Annotated in this window: 18 protein-coding genes; 8 read left to right on the top strand and 10 right to left on the bottom strand. The window is 46.6% G+C overall.

Annotated features, from left to right (window positions below; genetic code table 11):
• Positions 1–40: 40 nt before the first annotated feature.
• From AC6RNO_RS03555 to rpmH, 10 genes are all read right to left on the bottom strand, one after another.
• Positions 41–913 (bottom strand): ParB/RepB/Spo0J family partition protein, encoded by an 873-nt coding sequence (locus AC6RNO_RS03555; RefSeq protein ID WP_474682295.1) that lies wholly within the window; start codon positions 911–913, stop codon positions 41–43.
• Positions 910–1,668, bottom strand: a complete 759-nt coding sequence (locus tag AC6RNO_RS03550; RefSeq protein WP_474682294.1) for a ParA family protein — start codon at positions 1,666–1,668, stop codon at positions 910–912. Before AC6RNO_RS03550 ends, AC6RNO_RS03555 begins: the two co-directional genes overlap by 4 nt.
• Positions 1,669–1,899: 231 nt before the next feature.
• Positions 1,900–2,715, bottom strand: coding sequence for a nucleoid occlusion protein (gene noc / locus AC6RNO_RS03545; RefSeq protein WP_474682293.1), 816 nt, complete (start codon positions 2,713–2,715; stop codon positions 1,900–1,902).
• Positions 2,716–2,885: 170 nt separating this feature from the next.
• Positions 2,886–3,614, bottom strand: coding sequence for a 16S rRNA (guanine(527)-N(7))-methyltransferase RsmG (rsmG, locus tag AC6RNO_RS03540; protein WP_488435151.1), 729 nt, complete (start codon positions 3,612–3,614; stop codon positions 2,886–2,888).
• A 3-nt stretch (positions 3,615–3,617) separates the two neighbouring features.
• Positions 3,618–5,507: a tRNA uridine-5-carboxymethylaminomethyl(34) synthesis enzyme MnmG gene (gene mnmG / locus AC6RNO_RS03535; RefSeq protein WP_488435152.1), complete on the bottom strand. Its 1,890-nt coding sequence runs from the start codon at positions 5,505–5,507 to the stop codon at positions 3,618–3,620.
• A gap of 56 nt (positions 5,508–5,563) precedes the next feature.
• The gene (gene mnmE / locus AC6RNO_RS03530) at positions 5,564–6,940 is read right to left on the bottom strand and encodes a tRNA uridine-5-carboxymethylaminomethyl(34) synthesis GTPase MnmE (RefSeq protein WP_474682547.1); all 1,377 of its coding nucleotides are present in this window, start codon (positions 6,938–6,940) and stop codon (positions 5,564–5,566) included.
• A gap of 74 nt (positions 6,941–7,014) precedes the next feature.
• Entirely contained in the window at positions 7,015–7,632 is a 618-nt protein-coding gene (gene jag, locus AC6RNO_RS03525) for an RNA-binding cell elongation regulator Jag/EloR (RefSeq protein WP_474682290.1), read from the bottom strand.
• Positions 7,629–8,384 carry a membrane protein insertase YidC gene (gene yidC, locus AC6RNO_RS03520; RefSeq protein ID WP_474682289.1) on the bottom strand — a complete coding sequence of 252 codons (756 nt, stop codon included), beginning with the start codon at positions 8,382–8,384 and terminating at the stop codon, positions 7,629–7,631. Before yidC ends, jag begins: the two co-directional genes overlap by 4 nt.
• 71 nt (positions 8,385–8,455) lie before the next feature.
• On the bottom strand, positions 8,456–8,815 hold the full coding sequence (gene rnpA, locus AC6RNO_RS03515) for a ribonuclease P protein component (protein ID WP_474682288.1): 360 nt from the start codon (positions 8,813–8,815) through the stop codon (positions 8,456–8,458).
• Between the two features lie 139 nt (positions 8,816–8,954).
• On the bottom strand, positions 8,955–9,089 hold the full coding sequence (gene rpmH, locus AC6RNO_RS03510) for a 50S ribosomal protein L34 (RefSeq protein ID WP_163947939.1): 135 nt from the start codon (positions 9,087–9,089) through the stop codon (positions 8,955–8,957).
• A 507-nt stretch (positions 9,090–9,596) separates the two neighbouring features.
• Between rpmH and dnaA the strand changes: the two genes are divergently transcribed.
• The 8 genes from dnaA (at position 9,597) to AC6RNO_RS03470 (ending at position 19,570) form a co-directional block, all read left to right on the top strand.
• Positions 9,597–10,964 carry a chromosomal replication initiator protein DnaA gene (dnaA, locus tag AC6RNO_RS03505; RefSeq protein WP_474682287.1) on the top strand — a complete coding sequence of 456 codons (1,368 nt, stop codon included), beginning with the start codon at positions 9,597–9,599 and terminating at the stop codon, positions 10,962–10,964.
• Positions 10,965–11,161: 197 nt separating this feature from the next.
• Positions 11,162–12,304: a DNA polymerase III subunit beta gene (dnaN, locus tag AC6RNO_RS03500; protein ID WP_488435153.1), complete on the top strand. Its 1,143-nt coding sequence runs from the start codon at positions 11,162–11,164 to the stop codon at positions 12,302–12,304.
• Positions 12,305–12,316: 12 nt separating this feature from the next.
• On the top strand, positions 12,317–12,532 hold the full coding sequence (gene yaaA / locus AC6RNO_RS03495; protein WP_497104652.1) for a S4 domain-containing protein YaaA: 216 nt from the start codon (positions 12,317–12,319) through the stop codon (positions 12,530–12,532).
• A gap of 28 nt (positions 12,533–12,560) precedes the next feature.
• Positions 12,561–13,679 (top strand): DNA replication/repair protein RecF, encoded by a 1,119-nt coding sequence (recF, locus tag AC6RNO_RS03490; RefSeq protein WP_474682284.1) that lies wholly within the window; start codon positions 12,561–12,563, stop codon positions 13,677–13,679.
• Positions 13,680–13,684: 5 nt separating this feature from the next.
• A complete protein-coding gene (gene remB, locus AC6RNO_RS03485; RefSeq protein ID WP_474682283.1) occupies positions 13,685–13,933 on the top strand; it encodes an extracellular matrix regulator RemB in 249 nt (82 codons plus the stop codon).
• Between the two features lie 36 nt (positions 13,934–13,969).
• Entirely contained in the window at positions 13,970–15,886 is a 1,917-nt protein-coding gene (gene gyrB / locus AC6RNO_RS03480) for a DNA topoisomerase (ATP-hydrolyzing) subunit B (RefSeq protein ID WP_497104651.1), read from the top strand.
• A gap of 51 nt (positions 15,887–15,937) precedes the next feature.
• Complete coding sequence (gene gyrA / locus AC6RNO_RS03475) at positions 15,938–18,418, top strand: DNA gyrase subunit A (RefSeq protein WP_488435157.1); 2,481 nt, start codon at positions 15,938–15,940, stop codon at positions 18,416–18,418.
• An 84-nt stretch (positions 18,419–18,502) separates the two neighbouring features.
• On the top strand, positions 18,503–19,570 hold the full coding sequence (locus tag AC6RNO_RS03470) for an HD-GYP domain-containing protein (protein WP_474682280.1): 1,068 nt from the start codon (positions 18,503–18,505) through the stop codon (positions 19,568–19,570).
• Positions 19,571–19,893: the final 323 nt, after the last annotated feature.

The raw sequence follows: 19,893 nt of genomic DNA, 5'->3' as shown, positions 1-19,893 counted from the left end.
CTTTCTGCTTGAAAGAAAACCATCGGCATGCTATCTAATTTTAAGAGATTTTGCCTTGAAGCAGTTCCAAAAGACGATTCAGATCATCTTTCGAATAATACAGAAGCTCGATTTTTCCTTTGTCTTGTTGATGCTTGATTTTCACCGTTGTCCGATACAAATCGCGAAGCTGATCTTCCGCCTGATGAATGTATGGGTCTCTTTGTTTGACCTTCTGCTTGTTCTTTTCTTTTTCTTGACCTGCTTGTTCTTCGAGCATTTTGATTGCTTCTTCTAAATCACGAACGCTCCACTGTTTGTTGATTGTCGTTTCCGCCAGTTCTTTTTTTACCTTATCATCTTTGACGCCTACAATCGCTCTTGCATGCCCCATCGATAATGTTCCACGTGAAACATATTGTTTGACTGATTCCGGCAGTTGAAGCAGCCGCAAAAAGTTTGCAATATGAGACCGGCTTTTGCCTACCTTAGCAGAGAGCTCTTCTTGAGTAAGATTGAATTGATCAATGATGCCTTGATACGCAGTGGCGATCTCCAAAGCGTTCAAATCCTCACGCTGGACATTTTCAATCAACGCAATTTCCATGACCTGCTGGTCGGAAAAAGTTCGTTCTACCGCCGGGATGGTCGGCAGCCCGCACATCTGTGAAGCTCTATAACGCCTCTCACCGGCTATAATCTCAAAACCTTTTAAAACCTTACGAACGATAATCGGTTGAATAACACCGTGTTCTTTAATAGAGTCCGCTAATTCCTTTATGCCATCTTCATTGAAATTTTTTCTGGGTTGATATGGATTCGCTCGAAGTTGGGAGAGAGGAATTTGAATGACCTTATCGTTGTCATCGATATGCAATGATGGCAGTAATGCATCCAAACCTTTACCTAATCCCTTACCTAAGCCTTTGCTCATACAGAGATCACTTCCTTCGCTAGCTCCAAATATACTTCCGCTCCTTTGGAACGAGGATCATAAGTGATAATCGATTGCCCGTGACTCGGCGCCTCACTTAAACGAACATTTCTTGGAATAATAGTTTGGTACACTTTTTGTTGAAAATACTTCTTTACTTCCTCAATAACTTGAATGCCAAGATTCGTTCTTGCGTCAAACATAGTTAATAGAACACCCTCTATTTGCAAACCGGTATTCAGATGCTTTTGGACCAAACGAACCGTATTCAAAAGCTGGCTAAGACCCTCAAGCGCATAATATTCACATTGAATTGGGATAATGACTGAATCCGCGGCTGTTAAAGAGTTGATCGTTAACAAACCTAGCGAAGGAGGACAATCAATAAGAATGTAGTCATACATATGCTTAACAAGTTGGAGAGACTTCTTAAGCCTTACTTCTCTGGAGATCGTAGGAACAAGCTCAATTTCAGCACCCGCAAGCTGGATCGTTGCCGGAATGATTTTGAGATTTTCAATATTCGTATCAGCCGTCGCGTCTTTGGGATGAACATCATTGATAAGCACATCGTATATACAATTAACGACATCCGCTTTATTGATGCCAATTCCACTTGTTGTATTTCCCTGCGGATCAATATCAACCAACAGCACTCTCTTGCCCAATGAGGCCAGAGAGGCTCCCAGGTTCACGGAAGTCGTAGTTTTGCCGACCCCGCCCTTCTGGTTCGTTATTGCAATTATTTTAGACAAAACCTGTTCACCTCTATCGCTTATGTTCCAGATGCCAAATACAGAATACTTCTATCTTACCATATCTTCCGAACTTATACCTTATCAATATGAAGCAAAATTTAACGGGTAAAATTAATTATAACAGATTCGGCAAAAGCAACGCCAACTCTGCGCAGTCATAGGGCAAAATCTTTTAAAAGAAACAAAAAAAACGGCTTGCGCCGTTTAGTTAAGCACCACAATTTCCCGTTATCGTTTAGGAATTTTAATTATAATTTCGTAATGGTCTTCATGATCTTTTTCAGATGTATTAATGTTGAGGCCGGAACTCGTTACCATTTCTACGGATTGACGAATTGTATTTAAGGCCAGCCGTACATCTTTCGTAAAAGATACCCGCCGAGACTTTTTCAGTTTCGCAGCTTCTTTCAGAAAGTTAATTTTTGCTTCGGTCTGCTTTACATTCAGCTCTTTAGCAATAATTTCCTCAAGAACTTTGACCTGCATTTCTTCCTGATCAAGAGACAGCAGAGCGCGTGCATGACGTTCGGATATTTTCCGTTCCATTAAAGCTGCTTTTACAGGTTCGCTTAAATGGAGCAGCCGAATTTTGTTTGCAATCGTGGACTGGCTTTTACCAAGACGCTGTGCGAGACTCTCTTGTGTCAAGTCATGCATTTCTATTAATTGCTGGTAAGCAGCAGCTTCCTCAATGGCGGTAAGACCTTCCCTTTGAAGGTTTTCAATTAAAGCAATTGAAGCTGCCTGGGAATCATTGAAATCCCGAACGATTGCCGGGATTGTATCCATACCCAGCTTTTTCACAGCACGGAGGCGCCGTTCACCGGCGATCAGTTCGAACGTATTATTTTTTACCCTGACAACAATAGGCTGAATCACACCGTGCGTGCGGATTGTTTGACATAGTTCGTCTATACGATCATCATCAAAAACCGTCCTCGGCTGGTACGGGCTAGGCGTGATGTTATTGACAGGTATATTCTTTACCTCATCTGTATTCGTTCGATCCGCAAGGCCAAATAGTTTTGATATTTGTTCTTTCATAGGAAAACTTACCACCAACTCTTCCCCGTAATATGACTGCCAGCAGCAGTAGTGCTAAACTGACGTAGGTTGACGAGAAATCTCATGTACTTACTAATTCTCCACAAATGATGAAGTTCCTGCCAATCAAATTATGAACGTTTCAATAATGTTTCACGTGGAACATCATACTAACCCTTAACGAGCGGACTTTTCAAAGGTACTCCCGCTTTTCGGGGATATTTGGCTGGCGTTGCGCCTATTTTCTCGATTTGCACGAAATGGCGGACAGATTGCTCTATCGGAAGCTCCATTCGATCAACCTTGATTAGCTTGCCTTTTAACTCTGACAAACTATATTTCGCTTCGGAAAATTCCTCTTCCACATCGGAACCTTTCATTGCTATAAAAGATCCGCCTTTTTTCACAAAAGGAAGACAAAACTCATTCAGTACGCTCAATCTGGCAACCGCACGAGCCGTCACAAGATCAAAATGATCGCGATAAGGAGCAAGTCTGGCAACATCCTCCGCCCTGCCGTGAACGCACTCCGCATGCTCAAGTCCTAATAGCGTAACGAGTTCCCGTAAAAAAGTAATCCGCTTATTCAGTGAGTCTACGATAGTAACTTGCAGATGCGGAAAAGCTATTTTCAAAGGAATACTCGGAAACCCGGCCCCCGAGCCAATATCGGCAATCGTGGAAACTTGTCCAACAGGAAAATAAAAAGAAAGAGAGAGAGAATCATAAAAATGTTTCATATATACTTGTTCTCTCTCCGTAATTGCAGTTAAGTTCATCTTTTCATTCCACTCGACAAGCGTTTTGTAGTACAGCTCAAACTGATCCAACTGCGCGGAAGTCAAAGCAACGTTATGTTCTTCTAAAAATCGAATAAAGTTTTGTTGAATAGCGTCCATCGATTATCCTCTTGCAGCAACGACTTTGTTATAGTGTTCCAAATAAACAAGCAGAATGGAAATATCCGCAGGTGTAACTCCGGAAATACGCGATGCCTGACCAATCGATACCGGGCGGATTTTCGCCAGCTTTTGCTTCGCTTCCGTAGCGATGCCATGAATTTCACTGTATTCGATGTCGTCCGGGATTTTCTTCTTCTCCATTTTGCGCAGACGATCTACTTGGGCCAACTGCTTCTCGATGTAGCCTGCGTATTTCACCTGGATTTCCACTTGCTCCTTCATTTCATCCGATAGCTCCAGCGGCGACGGCGACATCTGCTCAATGTGACGATACTCCACTTCCGGCCGGCGAAGCAATGAAAGCACATCAACCGCATTGTTCAAAACTACGCTGTTCAGGCTTTCCAAAATCGCTTGAACATGCGGTTCAGGCCTTACCTTCGACGTTTTCAAACGCCCGATTTCTTGCTCCACTAAGTCTTTTTTATGCAAAAAGGCTGTGTAGCGTTCGTCCGAGATCAGCCCGATCTCATGGCCGATTGGAGTCAGACGCAAGTCAGCATTGTCATGACGAAGCAGTAGACGGTATTCGGCCCGGGAAGTCAGCAGCCGGTAAGGCTCGCTTGTTCCTTTCGTCACCAAATCATCGATCAATACGCCGATGTAACCTTCCGAACGGTCGAGAATAACGGCATCCTTCTCCTGCACTTTACGCGCTGCGTTAATGCCAGCCATGATTCCCTGGCCCGCCGCCTCTTCATATCCGGAAGTCCCGTTAATTTGACCTGCCGTAAACAAACCGCTCACAAGCTTCGTTTCCAAAGACGGCTTCAGCTGTGTAGGAACTACCGCATCATACTCGATCGCGTAGCCCGTTCTCATCATTTCGACTTTCTCAAGCCCGGGGATCGAACGCAGAATGCCAAGCTGAACATCCTCCGGCATGCTGGTAGAAAGGCCTTGCACATAATACTCAGATGTATTTCTGCCTTCCGGCTCCAAGAAAATTTGATGCTTCGGCTTATCGCTAAAGCGAACTATTTTATCCTCAATCGAAGGGCAATAGCGCGGGCCGGTTCCTTCGATCGCACCGGAGAACATTGGCGCGCGGTGAAGGTTATCGTTAATGATCTTATGTGTGTCTTCTGAAGTGTACGTCAACCAGCAAGGAATCTGCTCGCCTGCACCCTCCTTCGTTTCATAGGAGAAAAATTTCGGCTCCGCGTCGCCCGGCTGAATTTCGGTTTTATCAAAATCGATGGAATCTTTATGAACGCGCGGCGGAGTTCCCGTTTTGAAGCGCACCAAGTCAAAGCCTAGCTTGCGCAGCGATTCGGACAGCTTTACAGAAGGCTGCTGGTTGTTAGGGCCGCTCTCATACATCAACTCCCCAATGATCACTTTCCCCCGCAGATAAGTTCCGGTTGTAAGAACTACCGCCTTGGCGTAATATTCCGCGCCGGTTTTTGTAATAACCCCTTTGCACACGCCGTCTTCAACGATAAGTTCTTCGGCCATACCTTGACGCAGCGTCAAGTTGTCCGTCGCCTCGATCGTTTCTTTCATCTTATGCTGGTACAAAAACTTATCGGCTTGAGCGCGGAGCGCATGAACAGCCGGTCCTTTGCCCGTATTCAACATTCTCATTTGAATGTAGGTTTTATCGATGTTTCTGCCCATTTCTCCGCCGAGCGCATCAATCTCCCGAACGACGTGGCCCTTTGCAGGACCACCAATAGATGGGTTGCAGGGCATAAAAGCAACCATATCCAAATTAATCGTAAGCAGCAGCGTATTGCAGCCCATTCGAGCGGAAGCAAGCGCGGCTTCGCAGCCGGCGTGTCCGGCTCCGATCACAATAACTTCATAATCACCAGCATGATATCCCATGGGGTTATGTCCCTCCCTCTTTTGTGAAAACGAATTATGAAAATAGCCTGATTTTATTATTTTCCCAAACAAAACTGCGTAAAAATCTGATCGATCAAAGATTCCCCGACCGAATCGCCGATAATTTCGCCTAACTGTTCCCAAGACGCGCGAATATCGATTTGAATCATATCGATCGGCACGTACTGCTCGTTAGCGTCAAGCGCATCCTGCAAGGAACTTTTCGCCTGTTTCAACAGCGCAATATGCCGAATGTTGCTGACATATGTCAAATCGCCTGCTTCCAGCTTCCCTTCAAAGAAAATGGCGGCAATCGCTTTTTCCAAGTCTTCGATTCCCCGGTTCTCGAACAGCGAAAGCTCCACCACTCGTTCTGCCGGGAAATAGGCATAAACCTGATCCAAGTCAATCTTTCTCGGCAGATCGATTTTATTCAAAATGACAATCGTCTGTTTTTCCGCCAGTTGTTTCATAAGCGCCAGCTCATCCACCTGCAAATCTTCGCTGCTGTTCAGCACCAGCAAAATAAGATCCGCCTCTGCGAGCGCGGTCTTGGAACGCTCCACCCCGATTTGCTCCACAATATCGGTAGTTTCGCGGATCCCCGCCGTATCCAGAAGCTTCAGCGGAATACCGCCCACATTCACAAATTCCTCGATCACATCTCTCGTCGTACCCGGAATGTCCGTAACGATCGCCCGGTTCTCCTGAGCCAGCTCGTTAAGCAGCGACGATTTTCCAACATTCGGCCTACCGACAATAGCTGTTTCAATACCCTCACGCAGAATTTTGCCCTGCTGTGCGGTATGAAGCAGCTTCTCAATCTCGCTCATGACCAGCGTACATTTAGTTTTGATAAAAGCATTCGTCATTTCCTCGACGTCATGCTCCGGATAGTCGATGTTTACTTCTACATGCGCCATCAGTTCAACAAGCTGGTGCCGCAGCAGCTTAATTTGCTTGGACAAATTGCCTTCCACTTGCTTCAAAGCAACTTTGAACGCCCGGTCCGACTTGGCGCGAATCAAATCGATCACTGCTTCCGCCTGCGTTAAATCTATACGACCGTTCAGAAAAGCGCGCTTCGTGAACTCTCCCGGCTCGGCAAGCCGTATTCCTTGCTGCAGCAGCAAGTCGAGCACTTTTTTCACGGCGACAATTCCGCCATGACAGTTAACCTCGACCACATCTTCCATCGTAAACGACCTGGGAGCTCTCATAAGCGTAACGAGAACTTCCTCCAATTTCTCCGCTGTGCCCGGCTCTACGATATGACCGTAATGAACCGTATGGGTTTGCGCTTCCGACAATTTCGTCTTCGAACGAAAGACCTTTTCCACGAACGGGACAGCATCTTCGCCGCTTACGCGAATCACCGAAATACCGCCTTCCCCAAGCGGAGTAGAAATAGCGGCAATCGTATCTTTCAACATCATCATACACCTCGGAAGAATTCCTCTTAATTAAAGAAAAAGCAATGACATGAACCAAGTCATTGCAATGATCGTTATTTTAGGGCGATAACCACTCTTCGGTTCGGTTCTTCGCCTTTACTGTAAGTTTTCACGGACGGATGATCTTGAAGTTCGGAATGAATAATTTTGCGTTCCTGCGCATTCATCGGCTCCAGTATGACTTCTTTCTTCGATTTCAACACGCGGCCAGCCAGTCTGACCGCCAGATCTTCCAGCGTCTTCTTCCGTCTCTCGCGGAAATTTTCCGCATCCAGAACAATCCGAATGTGCGAAGTCGAATAGCGATTCGCCACAATATTAATCAAATATTGCAGTGCGTCCAAAGTTTGCCCTCTTTTACCGATCAATATACCTAATTCAGGTCCGCTCATATTCAAGATGGTGCCTTCTCGATCTTTTTGCTGATCTATGGTGATGGAAATTTGCATCGTCTTGAAAATATCCTGTAAAAAAAGGGTCGCTTCTTCAAGCGCATCCGGGATCAATTCCAGCTCGACTTTACCTTCTTTCGAACCAATGAAACCGAACAGCCCTTTTGAGGGCTGCTCCAAAACATGAATATTCACACGATCTTCAGATACATTCCATTGTCGGAGTCCGGCTTTCACCGCATCTTCGATGGTTTTTCCAGTCACCACGATTTTTTTCATTTGGACAGGCCACCCTTATTTTTTTGAGATCCAGGAGAACCGTAAATAAAGTAAGACTGAACAATCGTGAAGATGTTGCCGTATATCCAGTAAAGCGGCAGCGCAGCCGCAAAGTTCATCGACATGACGAAAATCATGACCGGGAAAATAAACAGCAAGCTTTTCATCTGCTGGTTCATTTGCGAGGACATAAATTTTTGCTGCACGAACGTAGTTGCCGCGGCAATTAACGGAAGTATATACAGATGATCCGGCGAACCCAAATTCAGCCATAAAAAGGTATGTTCACGGATATGGTCATTTCTCATAATCGCTTGATACAGCGCTATCAGAATCGGCATTTGCACAATGATCGGGAAGCATCCGGCCAAAGGATTCACGCCATTTTGCTGGAACAGCTTCATGGTTTCTTCCTGCTGCTTTTTCGCGTCGTCCTTGTACTTTTCCTTCAGCTTTTTCATCTCAGGCTGCAAATCTTGCATCCGCTTGGAGCTTTTATATTGCTTAAGCGTCAACGGCAAAATAATAAGTCGGATAATAATCGTTACAACCAGGATGGACAGACCGTATTGACCCCATAAATGATCGGCGAACCAGTCAAGCGTTTCAGATAAAGGATATACGAAATACTTGGTAAAGAATCCGGCTGTAGCAGGATCGATCGGTGCTGTAGCAGCAGTATGTGGCGCGCAACCGGCAAGCAAAACGAGCATAGCTGCCATTGCGGCAAGCAAATAGATTCGACGAGTCAAAATGAGATCCTCCTATATATCTTTTCCAAGTTAAACTATACCACAACTTTCATCCGCAAGGAAATAAAACACTACTTTTTTACAGGCTCATTTCTTTTATTGGAAAAAGCTTTGCGGATTACGTGCGCGATACTCTTCTCCATCTCGTGATAATCCATCTCCGCCGCAGGCTTCCGGGCAATCAAAACATAGTCGTAATGAGGCACCATGCTCTCTTTTCTCAATCTTACGATTTCCTTGATCATTCTGCGCAAACGGTTGCGGACGACCGCATTGCCCACTTTTTTGCTGACCGATACGCCAAGGCGAAACTCCTCCAGCTTCGGCTGCGCCAAATAATATAGAACAAACTGATGGTTAGCCATCGACTTCCCGTAGCGGTACACTTTGCCGAAGTCTTCTCTTTTGGCCAATCTATATTTTTTTTCCACAAATAAGTACACTCCAGACAGGTAGCATCCAAGTTTATGCATCTGCAAATCACTATTCATATAGCCTTAACGAAAAAAAGCAAATTAAAACAGTTCGTTTTTTGCAAGCATAAAAAAAAGCCCCTTTCGGAGCCTCTCTTTACGCGCTAAGAACTTTTCTTCCTTTTAGACGACGAGCGCTCAGCACTTTACGGCCGTTCTTCGTGCTCATTCTTTTACGGAAGCCATGGTTTTTCTTGCGCTTTCTCGTATTAGGGTTAAACGTTGGACCCATCTATAGCACCTCCTTGATGAGGATATCCCATCCTACAAAATTTCTCTAACCATTAAACCATTTTCAGCGGGAAAAGTCAACTGGCACAGCGGGCTCCCGCAGGACTTCCCGTTTCCGAAAATTTTTCGCCAAAGTACAACCTGTGCATAATTTGCCGGGCGGAAAAAGCAAAGCTTGTCGAAAATTAACAAGGTATCAACAATATCTTGTGTTGTGAACAAAAGCTATGCACAACTTCTTGAAATTGTGGATAATATCAAACAATCCGTTGATTAACAGGTCATCTTTTGATAAGATAGTTATGTTTCTGTTGTGGATATACTCCAGTTACCCTCCGATTTATCAACAACCTGTGGATAAAATTGTGAACAATTTTCCCTCTTAAAGAATAAGTCATTTTAACCGATTCTTAATACTGTGGATAAAACGACAAATCCTATCCTTTTCTGACACCATTTCCTCTTGCTGGCCTTATGCCACGTTTGAATTTAGAAGGAGTGAATTACTGTGGAAGGCCATACTAACGATTTATGGCAGCAAGTTTTGTCTATTATACAAACAAAACTGAGTAAACCAAGTTTCGACACTTGGCTGAAATCAACCAAAGCAACCGTGTTCAATGACGCTTCGGTTGTTGTTTGCGCGCCCAACAATTTTGCCAGAGAGTGGCTGGAAAGCCGCTACACCAAGCTGATTGAGGGGACCATCTACGATTTCACCGGCAAACGCGTTGAAGTCAAGTTCGTCATCGAAACCGACGAGCAAAAAGCGCAGCCCGCAGCGGCCGCCACTGTCATACCTCCCAAGGGCCCGGCGATCACTTCGCAGGAAGAAACTTTTACGAATATGATGAACGCCAGATATACGTTCGATACGTTCGTCATCGGATCCGGGAACCGTTTCGCCCATGCGGCGTCGCTCGCTGTAGCCGAAGCGCCGGCCAAAGCTTACAATCCCCTCTTTTTATACGGGGGAGTCGGACTTGGCAAGACGCATTTGATGCATGCGATCGGCCACTATGTATTGGAGCACAATCCGAAGGCGCGCGTGCTTTATATTTCATCAGAGAAGTTCACGAACGAATTCATCAATACGGTCATTCTTCACAACCGCGGGGAAGATTTCCGCAATAAATACAGATCTATCGACGTGCTGCTCATTGACGATATTCAATTCCTCGCCGGCAAAGAAGGAACGCAGGAGGAATTTTTCCATACATTCAACGCCCTTCACGAAGAAGGCAAACAAATTATTATTTCCAGCGACCGTCCGCCCAAGGAAATTCCTACGCTGGAGGACCGGCTGCGCTCGCGCTTCGAATGGGGGCTGATCACCGACATTCAGCCGCCGGATCTGGAGACGCGGATCGCTATTTTGCGCAAAAAAGCGAAAGCCGAAAATCTCGAAATTCCCAACGAGGCCATGAATTACATAGCCAACCAGATCGATACGAACATTCGCGAGCTTGAAGGCGCATTGATTCGGGTAGTTGCCTATTCGTCTTTGATCAATCAGGATATCAGCGTTCATTTGGCGGCCGAAGCGTTGAAGGATATTATTCCGTCCAGCCGGCCTAAGGTCATCACGATTCAGGACATTCAGCAGCGGGTCGGCGAATTTTACGGATTAAAGCTGGAGGATTTCAAAGCGCGGAAGCGGACCAAGGCCGTTGCCTTCCCGCGGCAGGTCGCCATGTACTTGGCCAGGGAGCTGACGGACTTCTCTTTGCCGAAAATCGGCGAAAATTTCGGCGGCCGCGACCATACGACAGTCATCCACGCGCACGAGAAAATAACCGAATCGCTGAAAGCCGATCAGGAATTATATAAAATCATTCACAATTTGACCGAGAAGATTAAAAATCCGTCTTCCTAACAAGTTTTCCGAAATCATAAACAATAGCCTTAAGCCTATGCACAATCTATTCACATGTGGATAGGCTTGATTTTTGAACGATTGATCCACATATCCACATACTCAGGCGCCCTACTGCTATTACTAAAAATATTTAAAAAATGTTATTATGTATAAATATGCTTCGCATCGAAAAAAAGAACCGCAGGAGTGAACTTATGAAATTAACGATACTCAAAGATCAATTGATCGAATCCATTGGTCACGTTTCCAAGGCGATTTCAAGCAGAACGACCATTCCGATCCTTACGGGAATCAAAATAGATGCCAATGCAAGCGGAGTCACCTTAACCGCAAGCGATACCGACATTTCGATCCAAAGCTTTACCCCTACCGAAAACGGCACGATGAAAATTATCGAGCTTTTCCGATCGGGGAGCGTTGTGCTGCCGGCCAAATTTTTCGTGGAAATTATTCGCAAGCTGCCTTCGCAAATTATAGAAATCGAAGTCGGCCACCATTTCCAAACGACAATCCGCTCCGGCTCTTCCGAAATTCAGATAATGGGACTGGATCCTGAAGAGTATCCGCTGCTGCCGCAAATCGAAGAAAACAAAATGATCCGCCTGCCAAGCGATCTGTTGAAAACGATGATCAAGCAAACTTCTTTTGCCGTATCCACCAACGAGTCGACGCCGATTCTTACAGGCGTATTGTGGAGCATTACCGGCGACAAGCTGAAGTTTATTGCCTGCGACCGCCATCGATTGGCCAGCAGAGAAGTAACGATCGACAATGAAACGGCGCAAAACCTTCAAAATATTGTTATTTCCGGAAGAACGTTGGTTGAATTAAGCAAAATTTTGCCTGATCAAAACTCTCTTATCGATATTGTTATTTCGGACAATCAGGTTTTATTCAAAATTCATTCGATTCTTTTTTATTCCCGTATTTTGGACGGTACTTACCCTGATACTTCCAAGCTCATTCCCCAGTCTTTTCAAACGGAAATGGTCGTTCCGACCAAAGGGCTTGCGGAAGCGATCGACCGCGCCTACCTGCTTTCCAGAGAAGACAAATCGAATATTGTGAAAATGATCATGCGCGAGGACGAAACGATCGAAATTTCATCGACTTCCTCCGAGCTGGGCAAAGTTACCGAGCAAATTAATTTGCAGCGGATTACCGGAGAGCTGCTGCGCATCTCGTTTAACTCCAAATACATGCTGGACGCGCTGAAAGTACTCGACTCGGAGTTTATCCACATCGGATTTACCGGCGCTATGCAGCCAATTATCATCAAGCCGGAAGACGGATCGAATATTCTTCAACTGATTCTGCCTTACCGTACTACCAACTAAAGGAGATGCAGGATGAAACAAATCGGGATTCGCACCGAGTACATCACGCTCGGGCAATTTTTAAAGCTGGCCGACTGCATATCCACAGGTGGACAAGCCAAATTTTTTGTGCAGGAGACGAAAATCGAAGTGAACGGGCAGGCTGAAAACCGCAGAGGACGCAAGCTGGTACCGCATGATACGGTGTTTGTAGAGGGCTTCGGACAATTTGAAGTGGTAGGCTCCTGACAGCGCCGAGCACCCAGGAGGATGTGCCATGTTTTTAACCAAGCTGCATGTGAGTCACTACCGGAATTACGAACAGGTCGAACTGACGACCGACAGCAACGTCAATATCTTTGTCGGCCCCAACGCACAGGGTAAAACGAATCTGCTTGAATCGATCTATGTCCTTGCGATGACCAAATCGCACCGCACCCATCAGGACAAAGAACTGATCGGCTGGAATCAGGATCATACCCATTTGCACGCCGAGATCACCAAGCGCTACGGGAATTGCACGCTGGATCTCGCGATTTCGGGCAAAGGTAAAAAAGCGAGGATCAACGGGCTCGAACAAAAAAAGTTGAGCAATTTTATCGGAGCCCTGAATGTCGTCATGTTCGCCCCGGAAGATCTGGAAATCGTCAAGGGGACGCCCGGCGTCAGAAGGCGCTTTTTGGATATGGAGATCGGCCAGGTTCAGCCCTCCTATTTGTACGATTTGTCGCAATATCAAAAAATACTGCTGCAGCGCAACAATTATTTAAAGCAAACAGGCCCTTCCAAAGGCGCCCCCGATGCCATGCTGGACGTCTGGAACGAACAATTAGCGCAGTATGGTGTTAAAATTATGAAAAAGCGTCAAAACTTTATTAAGAAGCTGCAGCAATGGGCGGAAACGATTCACAGGGGAATTACCGACAACAATGAGGAGCTGCGAATTCGCTATTCCCCATCGTTCGAAATGCACGAGTTTGAAGATGAAACTGTTTTATTAGAACAATTTATGATAAAGTTAACACAGGTCAAAGAACAGGAATTCCGCAGAGGCGTAACCCTTGTCGGTCCTCATCGCGACGATCTTCTTTTCTTCATCAACGGCAAAGAAGCGCAGACATACGGTTCCCAGGGGCAGCAGCGGACGACGGCGCTATCGCTTAAACTGGCTGAGATTGAGCTCATTCACGAGGAAGTAGGCGAATATCCGCTGCTGCTGCTCGACGATGTGCTCTCCGAGCTGGATGAATACAGGCAAACCCAATTGATCCGGACGTTTCAACAAAAAGTGCAAACCTTTATTACGACGACAGGTCTGGATAGCGTTCATATGGATAAGCTGGACCATGCTTCCGTGTTCCATGTTTTGAAAGGAAATGTAAGCGGCAGGAGCTGATAAGTTTGTTTATTCATCTGGGTGGCGAGAAGATTATTAGAGCTTCCGAACTGATAGCTATTTTTGACATCTCAATCGAGAAGTCTTCCAAAATATCGAAGCAGTTTATTCAGCAGGCGAGCAAAAATAAACACATAGAGCACATCGGCGAGGAAGAATGCAAATCGCTCGTCGTTACGAAGAACAAAGTTTATTATTCTCCCATTTCATCCACCACTCTTAAGAAACGAGCTCATCAGTTGTTAACGAACTAACCGGTTTTGACTATAAAAAAGCAGGTGAAGCATAACATGTCTGTGAATCAAAATACGTATGATGAAAATCAGATTCAGGTACTGGAAGGCTTAGAGGCGGTTCGCAAACGGCCTGGTATGTATATCGGGTCAACCAGCTCCCGCGGTCTTCATCATCTCGTGTGGGAGGTTGTCGATAACAGTATCGACGAGGCTTTGGCCGGATTTTGTACGAAGATCGACGTCATCGTTCACAAAAACAACAGCATCACCGTTATCGATAACGGGCGGGGAATTCCGGTCGGCGAGAATGCCAAGCTGAAAAGACCGACGCTTGAAGTCGTGCTCACCGTTCTTCACGCCGGCGGTAAATTCGGCGGGGAGGATTCGGGATATAAAGTGTCAGGCGGTCTGCACGGAGTAGGTATCTCTGTCGTCAATGCGCTGTCCGAATCACTGATCGTCCAGGTTAAGCTTAAAGGTAAAATTCACCAGCAGGAGTACCGCCGCGGCACGCCGCAATACGATGTTAAAATCGTCGGCGAAACGGAAGAAACCGGAACTACGGTTACGTTTCAGCCGGACCCGGAAATTTTCAAGGAAACGACCGAATACGATTACGACATTCTCCAATCGAGAATTCGCGAGCTTGCATTTTTGAACAAAGGGATCGAAATCAACCTTCTGGATGAGCGTACGGACACAACCAACACTTTCATGTACGAGGGCGGCATTATCTCCTTTGTCGAGTATTTGAACCGCAACCGCGAGGCCGTCAACCAGACGCCGATCTATGTCGAAGGGGCGAAGGATAATATTTCGATCGAGATCGCGCTGCAGTATAACGACAGCTATACGGAGAATATTTACTCGTTTGCGAATAATATCAACACGCACGAAGGCGGAACTCACGAATCCGGCTTTAAAAGCGCGTTAACCCGGATTTTGAATGAGTATGCGCGCAAGAGCAACTCCATCAAAGAGAGCGATTCCAATCTTTCCGGCGACGATGTGCGCGAAGGTTTGGCAGCGATCATCTCCGTGAAAATTCCGGAGCCGCAATTCGAAGGACAGACGAAGACCAAGCTCGGAAACAGCGAGGTTCGCGGTATTGTCGAGTCTTTGTTTGCCGAGAAATTGCAGGAATTTATGGATGAGAACCCTGCCGTCGCCAAAAAAATTGTGGAAAAAGGCATCCAGGCGGCCAGAGCCCGGGAAGCCGCGCGTAAAGCCAGAGAGCTTACACGCCGTAAAAGCGCCCTGGAAGTCAGTTCGCTCCCGGGTAAACTCGCCGACTGCTCATCCAAGGATGCTTCCATCAGTGAAATTTACATCGTAGAAGGTGACTCCGCGGGAGGTTCGGCTAAGCAAGGGCGGGACCGCCACTTCCAGGCTATTCTTCCGCTGCGCGGTAAAATTTTGAACGTGGAAAAAGCGCGGTTGGACCGCATTTTGTCCAATACGGAAATTCGCGCGATGATTACGGCCTTCGGAACGGGCATCAGCGAAGATTTTGAAATTACGAAAGCCCGTTACCACAAAATCATTATTATGACCGATGCCGATGTCGACGGCGCTCACATTCGGACACTGCTCCTTACCTTCTTCTACAGATACATGAAAAAACTGATCGAATACGGTTATGTTTACATTGCCCAACCGCCGCTTTACAAGCTGGAACGCAATAAGACGGTGCGGTATGCCTACAACGACAAGCAGCGTGAAATCATTATGCAGGAATTTGGCGAAGGCGCAAAAGTGAACGTACAGCGTTACAAAGGTTTGGGCGAAATGAATCCGGAGCAGCTGTGGGAAACGACTATGGACCCGGAAATCCGTACGCTGTTGCAGGTGACGATCGACGACGCGATTGAGGCGGATGCGATTTTCGATGCGCTGATGGGTGACAATGTAGAACCTCGAAGAGATTTTATCGAAGAGCATGCGAAATACGTGAAAAACTTGGATTTCTAATTTCGACGTCTTAGGCGTTGCATATGATGTAAGCTTTCAGGAGGAACATTCATGAGCGAAGAATTACATTCGCAAGTCAAAGAAATCGATATCGGTACGGAAATGCGCACATCTTTCCTGGATTATGCGATGAGCATTATTGTCAGCCGCGCGCTGCCGGACGTCAGGGACGGTTTGAAGCCGGTTCATCGCCGTATCCTGTTTGCAATGTCCGAGCTGGGGATGTCCCCCGACAAGCCTTATAAAAAATCGGCCAGAATCGTCGGCGAAGTCATCGGTAAATATCATCCTCACGGGGATTCGGCCGTGTACGAGACGATGGTGCGGATGGCCCAGGACTTCTCCCTTCGCTACATGCTGGTAGACGGCCATGGCAACTTCGGTTCCATTGACGGAGACTTTGCCGCAGCGATGCGTTATACGGAGGCGCGTCTATCCAAAATCGCGATGGAACTGCTCCGCGACATCAACAAAGAGACGATCGACTTTGTGCCTAACTATGACGGCGAGGAGAGCGAGCCTGCGGTTCTGCCTGCCCGCTTTCCGAATTTGCTCGTCAACGGAAGCTCGGGTATCGCCGTCGGTATGGCTACGAACATTCCTCCGCACAATTTGGGCGAAGTCATCGAAGGCATTCAGATGCTGATCGACAATCCAAGCGCCAGCCCGCTTGAGCTGATGTCGGTTATCAAGGGGCCGGACTTCCCTACGGGCGGATATATTCTTGGCCGCGAAGGCATCAGACAGGCGTACTCCACAGGCCGCGGCTCTGTGACTATGCGCGCCAAAACGCTGATCGAGGAGAACAACAACAAAGCCAGAATTATCGTGAACGAACTGCCGTATCAGGTGAACAAAGCCAGGTTGATTGAAAAAATCGCTGAGCTCGTCCGTGAGAAAAAAATCGACGGCATTACCGACCTGCGCGACGAATCCGACCGCAACGGGATGCGGATCGTCATCGAGCTCCGGCGCGATGTAAATCCGAACGTCGTGCTTAACAATTTGTTTAAGCAGACGGCGCTGCAGTCCAACTTCGGCATCATTATGCTGGCGCTGGTGGACGGTCAGCCTCGCGTTCTGAATTTGCGCGAAATGCTTCACTACTACCTCAAGCATCAGCAGGAAGTGATTCGCCGCAGAACCGAGTATGATTTACGAAAAGCGGAAGCGCGTGCTCACATTCTCGAAGGTTTGCGGATTGCGCTTGACCATCTGGATCAGGTTATCGCATTGATTCGCTCGTCGCAGACGCCGGATGAAGCAAGAGAGGGCTTGATCAACACATTCAATCTGAGCTACGAGCAGGCTCAAGCCATTCTTGATATGCGCTTGCAGCGCTTAACCGGCTTGGAACGCGATAAGATCGAAGCGGAGTACGCGGAGCTCATGCAGAAGATTGCCGAATACAAAGCTATTCTTGCAGATGAGCAGCTTATTCTTGCAATCATTAGCGAAGAATTGAATGAAATCAAAGATAAATATGCGGACGATCGTCGTTCCGAAATTACAATCGGCGAGGAAAGCATCGAAGATGAAGACCTCATCCCTCGCGAAGATGTCGTCATTACGATTACGCATACCGGCTACATCAAGCGTCTGCCTGTATCTACCTACCGCAGCCAGAAGCGCGGGGGCCGCGGAGTCGTCGGCATGGATACCAAAGACGATGATTTTGTCGAACATTTGTTCGCGACAAATACACACCATTACCTCATGTTCTTCACGGACAAAGGCAAAGTGTATCGTTTAAAAGCATACGAGATCCCGGATCTCAGCAGAACTGCGCGGGGAACGCCGATCATCAACTTGATTCAAATCGAGCAAGGCGAAACGATCAACGCCGTAATCCCGGTTGAAGGCTTTGAGACGGATCAATACATCTTCTTTGCAACCAAGCAAGGTATTGTGAAGAAAACGCCGATAAACGATTACTCCAATATTCGCAAAGGCGGCCTAATCGCCATCAACCTGCGCGAAGACGACGATTTGATTGGCGTGAAATTGACTGACGGTAATCAGGGCATCATAATGGGCACCAAACTCGGCATGTCCATTCACTTCCCTGAGCAGGACGTTCGTTCGATGGGCAGATCCGCTACGGGCGTGAAAGGCATTCACTTGGATGAAGACGATGCCGTTATTGATATGGACGTCGTCCATGAGAATAACAGCGTCTTAATCGTAACTTCCAAAGGGTTCGGCAAGCGAACGCCTGTTGCCGAATACCGAATTCAGACACGCGGCGGAAAAGGAATCAAAACCTTGAACGTAACGGAGAAAAACGGCCCTGTGGTTGGGCTCAAAGTCGTTCAGGACGATGAAGACCTCATGATCATTACCGCGTCCGGCACCGTAATCCGGACAAGTATGTCCGGCATTTCAATCATGGGCCGCTACACGCAGGGCGTCCGTTTGATCAACATTCGCGAGGACGATGAGGTCGGAACGCTTGCCCGCGTTCAAAAAAATGAGGAACAAAACGATGAAGACGAAGAGGATAACAACGATTCGTCGGAAACTCAACAATAATTTTATTGGGATGGGGGCTTACAAACCCATCCCTTTTACTTTACAATATCAAGTAGATCAACTTTAGTAAGGTGAGTGAATATTGTGCCGACAGTAGCCGTTACTCAATTAAAAGATGGAGAAAAACTTGGCGATAACGTTGTAACGAAGCTGGGCAACACCCTTTTTTACAAAGGTAAGGTGCTTACGGAGAAAGACATAGAGATTTTAAAAGCGTTCCTTATCCAATCGGTGTGGATCGAGCCTCAGGCGGGCGCCGAGCCAGAGCCGGTTGCGGAAGAGGGTAAACCGGTTGAAAGTTCAACCGCCCATCCTTTTTTTATCGAATATCGAAATATGTTAGCTTTGCTGCGGCGCGTATTTCATCTTGTCAGCGGGGGGCAGACGATTCCCATTCTTGATATCCGCACAAGGCTGGAAGCTCTGATTCAACATATCGATGCCTATAAGGTGCTGACTTTTGCGCCCAAAACCCCCAACCTTCAGGACTACTTGTACCATAAAAGCATTATGGTCAGCTTAACCTCGTACTCATTAGCCAAATGGCACGGCTTACCTCAAAAAGAATTGATGCAAGTCGCCCTTGCCGGACTTTTGCACGATATCGGCAACGCGAAAATCGATTATTCCATTTTAGAAAAAAGACAAGCCTTGAGCCGTTCCGAAATGGACGAAATCAAGCAGCATACGCTGATCGGCTATAATGTGCTCAAAAATATGACGGCCATCAACGAGGGCGTAAAGCTTAGCGCACTTCAGCACCACGAACGTGAAGACGGGTCAGGCTACCCCTTAGGCGTCAAAGGCGACAAAATTCACATCTATGCCAAAATAGTCGCTATCGCAGACATTTTTCACGCTATGACAAACGATCGCTTCTACAAAATCGCCTTGTCTCCCTATTTGGTTTTGGAGCAGCTTTTTACTGAATCGTTCGGCAAAGTAGATCCGACGCTTGTTCAAGTGTTCATCAATAAGTCCACTCAAATTAGCAACGGAACGCTTGTAAAGCTCAGTGACAATCGTGTGGGCGAAATCGTGTTTTCCGATCGTGCCCATCCGACCCGGCCATGGGTGAACATCAATGGCACCATCGTCAACCTGGCTACGGAAAGAAGTCTGTTTATTCAGGACGTACTCGGTGCAATATAAAATAATAGATGTGAGAGCCTTATCGCTGATAGGGCTTTTTTCAATTGGAAAGCAATTTTTCAAAAAAAGCTTGCATTCGCAATCTATCTTTGATATATTACTCCTTGTCGCTTTTGAGACAGCGAGATTGCAAAAAAAGAATTTAAAAAAAATACTTGCAATCGAGTAGGCGAATGTGATATATTGATTAGGTCGCCTTCGAAAGACGGCGATGCGAACGAAAGAAATTGCTCTTTGAAAACTGAACAACGAGTGAAGAAGCAAGGTTGAGCAATCAACCAAAACAAGAGATTGCAAAATCTCGTCAGCTTTGAAATTGAGCT

The organism is Paenibacillus sp. sgz302190 (assembly GCF_059820445.1).
This window is presented reverse-complemented; position numbering and strand designations above follow the sequence as displayed.

Excerpts from the sequence above, each read along its gene's own strand:
- AC6RNO_RS03555 (WP_474682295.1), bottom strand. The coding sequence starts at position 913 with ATGAGCAAAGGCTTAGGTAAGGGATTAGGTAAAGGTTTGGATGCATTA.
- noc (WP_474682293.1), bottom strand. The coding sequence starts at position 2,715 with ATGAAAGAACAAATATCAAAACTATTTGGCCTTGCGGATCGAACGAAT.
- rsmG (WP_488435151.1), bottom strand. The coding sequence starts at position 3,614 with ATGGACGCTATTCAACAAAACTTTATTCGATTTTTAGAAGAACATAAC.
- mnmG (WP_488435152.1), bottom strand. The coding sequence starts at position 5,507 with ATGGGATATCATGCTGGTGATTATGAAGTTATTGTGATCGGAGCCGGA.
- mnmE (WP_474682547.1), bottom strand. The coding sequence starts at position 6,940 with ATGTTGAAAGATACGATTGCCGCTATTTCTACTCCGCTTGGGGAAGGC.
- jag (WP_474682290.1), bottom strand. The coding sequence starts at position 7,632 with ATGAAAAAAATCGTGGTGACTGGAAAAACCATCGAAGATGCGGTGAAA.
- rpmH (WP_163947939.1), bottom strand. The coding sequence starts at position 9,089 with ATGGGTCCAACGTTTAACCCTAATACGAGAAAGCGCAAGAAAAACCAT.
- dnaN (WP_488435153.1), top strand. The coding sequence starts at position 11,162 with ATGAAATTAACGATACTCAAAGATCAATTGATCGAATCCATTGGTCAC.
- yaaA (WP_497104652.1), top strand. The coding sequence starts at position 12,317 with ATGAAACAAATCGGGATTCGCACCGAGTACATCACGCTCGGGCAATTT.
- recF (WP_474682284.1), top strand. The coding sequence starts at position 12,561 with ATGTTTTTAACCAAGCTGCATGTGAGTCACTACCGGAATTACGAACAG.
- gyrB (WP_497104651.1), top strand. The coding sequence starts at position 13,970 with ATGTCTGTGAATCAAAATACGTATGATGAAAATCAGATTCAGGTACTG.
- gyrA (WP_488435157.1), top strand. The coding sequence starts at position 15,938 with ATGAGCGAAGAATTACATTCGCAAGTCAAAGAAATCGATATCGGTACG.